4 protein-coding genes are annotated in these 2,939 nt (G+C 48.6%); 2 read left to right on the forward strand and 2 right to left on the reverse strand.

All coding sequences use genetic code 11. The features are described 5' to 3' along the window. Both KKF06_01180 and KKF06_01185 read left to right on the forward strand, forming a co-directional pair. Positions 1-586, forward strand: a 586-nt coding sequence (locus tag KKF06_01180) for a hypothetical protein (GenBank protein ID MBU1616378.1), incomplete at its 5' end; no start/stop codon positions are given. After that, a complete protein-coding gene (locus tag KKF06_01185) occupies positions 583-1,791 on the forward strand; it encodes a hypothetical protein (GenBank protein MBU1616379.1) in 1,209 nt (402 codons plus the stop codon). The genes KKF06_01180 and KKF06_01185, both read left to right, overlap by 4 nt. Here KKF06_01185 and KKF06_01190 read toward each other — a convergent pair. Beyond that, the gene (locus KKF06_01190; protein MBU1616380.1) at positions 1,766-2,200 is read right to left on the reverse strand and encodes a type II secretion system GspH family protein; all 435 of its coding nucleotides are present in this window, start codon (positions 2,198-2,200) and stop codon (positions 1,766-1,768) included. The genes KKF06_01185 and KKF06_01190 overlap by 26 nt on opposite strands. 477 nt (positions 2,201-2,677) lie before the next feature. Beyond that, positions 2,678-2,939, reverse strand: a 262-nt coding sequence (locus KKF06_01195; GenBank protein ID MBU1616381.1) for a paraquat-inducible protein A, incomplete at its 5' end; no start/stop codon positions are given.

Genomic DNA, 2,939 nt, shown 5'->3' on the forward strand with positions numbered 1-2,939 from the left:
ATTTTCCCCGCTATTTAACCCGCGCCACCGCTGGCAGACCGGAGCGCTGGCTCTAGTGGTCATTTTCGCTTACTTGTCGGGGCACGGATTTAACAACCTAACTACTCTCTTTTCCCGATTGCCGGCCGGGAGCCGGGTCATTCAATTCAACTATACCGACCGGCAGGCTGGCATCGATGATTGGAGCGTAAAAATGGCCGGACGCCAGCTGGGCGACATTTATCGGAAGCTGGGCGACAACCCTCTGCGCAACCGCCGGGTAGCGATAATCGAAAAAGACCGGAACAAATACACCGGCTCTATCTTCTGGCTCCGGATCTTAAGCAGACGGGAAGCGAAACTGTACTCTAATGAATTGATCCAAATACAAGAAATCGCCCCACTTAGGGAAAAAGGAACGTATTTGGTAAAAATGGCCTTTAACCCGAAAATCGCGCCAGCCCTCTGGGACCGGAAAGCGAACATTATACTCCAGAACAACCGTTTTTCTCTTTACTTCCTGCTAAACGATTTTTTGTGCCGTGGCGGGGTTAGCGAATACGTCATCGTTCCTTATTACTTTTTTAATACTGGATCGCTGGAATGAAAAAATTAGCGACAAAATCGGTCTGGCTCCTTCTTTCAGTAGTCTTGGCCAGCCTTTTTGGCTATAGCTTTCATTTTCTGGCAAGTCGCGCCCTTGGCCCAGCCGCTTATGGCTACTACACTGTCCTGATGGCGCTAATGATCGCTTTCCTTCGTCCGCTTGAAGCCATTTCACCACTGGTCGCCAGGACATTGATCGAAAATCCTACCGCTAACCGGCAATTTTTACTCCGTGACTTCGCCTCCTTGGCTCTGCTGACCGGGACCATTTTAGGAGCGGTACAATTCATTTTTCTTCTGTTTTGGACGCCGCCAAAGGGTCCGAGTGAGCTGGCGGTCTTCTTTATCTCCGGACTGACCATTCTGGTCTGGGCCTGCCTTTATTTTTACAGGGGGGTTCTGCAATCGCGCTACCAGGACAATCCGCTCCTTTACAACCGCCCAAGCGAGCTCCTGGGGAGGCTGTTATCTGGGGTTTTGCTTTTTATTCTGGGAAAGGGAGTCCTGCCCGCGATCCTATCGGGACTGGTCGGCGCGGTCGCCGCGGTCATCCAAGGTTTTTTTTATACTGGAACGGAACTCAACCTGACTTATAAAATCGATCGGGCAATCATCGCCGAATACGCCAAAATCCTGCTGATCACCCTCCCCGGCGGACTCTTCATCAGCCTAGACATGATCATCGCCGGAAAAATCTTTTCACCTTTCAATTGCGGCCAGTACGCGATAGTTAATATGATCGGCAAAGGGATCCTGCTCTACGCGCTGGCAGCTTCTCCGCTTGTCTATCCACGGCTGGTCAAACACCGGGTCAGTAAAAAAGGGGCATATTATCTGGGGTTAGGGTATTTATTTGCCGGGCTGGTCTTTTTCGCCGCTTTTATCTTTTTTGCTTTCTACGGGGAAGAAACGATCGGTCTCCTGTTTGGCCGCTCCTACACCCCGGCCGCCGGATATCTACCGATATATATTATTGTAATGTTTCCGCTCTGCCTGAATTATGGGGTCATAAACCTGAAAGCGGCGACCGGCGGTTGGAGCGAAGGAATATTTCTCTGGGTTTTGCTGGCAGGATATACCGTGGTCTTGCTTAGTTCCCCCGCTGATTTTTTCGATTATTTTACCCGAATAGGCATTTTTCAATCATTGACCGCAACCGCAGGGTGGCTTTTTGGGGCAGTTAAAACCCGACATACTCGGCGGTAATCGCGCCGGTCGTGGGGCTAAGATAATAGTTTGCCACCGCGCCGCTTTTGAAGGTCAGCTTAATCGAGTTGTCCGGCTGTAAGACCTCACCACCTGGATTTTGCAGAAGATTCCTGATCCCATTATCTATTGCCAGCGTGTTGCGGTCACTGACCCCCTCACTAAACGCGACGAAGGAAAGAAAATACCGTTGCGCCAATTCGTACTGATCAATATTATCCAGGATCAGGCGGGTGTAATAGATGTCTTCCGCTTCTTTTAAAACCCCGGCAAAATGGCGCGCCACACCCAATTCGGCTTGCTTGTTAAAATTAATAAAACGAGGCAAGACCGAAACGGCCAGGATGCCAAGAATTACTATCACCATGGTCAGCTCAATTAATGAAAAACCTTTCCGCCCTATATACATGAATTCATTATATATTCCGATTGATATATTAGTCAACTCAACGCAACAACGATTTCTCTGAATTTTTAAATCTGCTATAATGGTTCTTGGTCATGATCTTCAACTCCGATATGTCGGAGCACCCAGACCTCACTTATGCTTGTCCAAATTGAATTTGAAAAACAACCTTTACTTTTTGAACAGCCGATCGACCTGATCGTGGCGCGGCAAGGCTATGAATTGCCGGCCTGTTTTGCCCAAATGGAATCGTCACTTGCTGGGGGTTGCTATCTGGCCGGGTTCCTTTCCTACGAAGCCGGGTATGGTTTTGAGGAAAAACTTGCCGCTGAAAATAAATCGTCTTTTCCCCTTCTCCAGATGGGGGTTTATAAGAAACCTAAAAATAGAAACCTGTCCCGATCTGATCGGGACGGTTTCCAAAAACAGGCCAAAAATAAGGTGATGAATAAAAAAACAAACATCACCCAAGAGAAATACTTAGCCAATATAAGAAAAATACGGGAGTACCTGGAAGCGGGCGACACCTATGAGATCACCTACTGTTTGAAATTCCTCTTCGACTTTGCCGGAAACCCTTATGACTTTTACCGGCAACTTTATACAACCCAACCCCAGAATCCCCAGCATGAACACTTCCAGCATCCCCCACGGCTTGATTTCACGCATCCAGCGGAACAGGAAAATGGCCAGCCCAGGCTTCCAGCCATATTTGGCCGTCAGCGAAATGATCATCAGGGAA

The organism is Candidatus Margulisiibacteriota bacterium, from assembly GCA_018822365.1.
Classification (GTDB): Bacteria; Margulisbacteria; WOR-1; order O2-12-FULL-45-9; family XYB2-FULL-48-7; genus XYB2-FULL-45-9.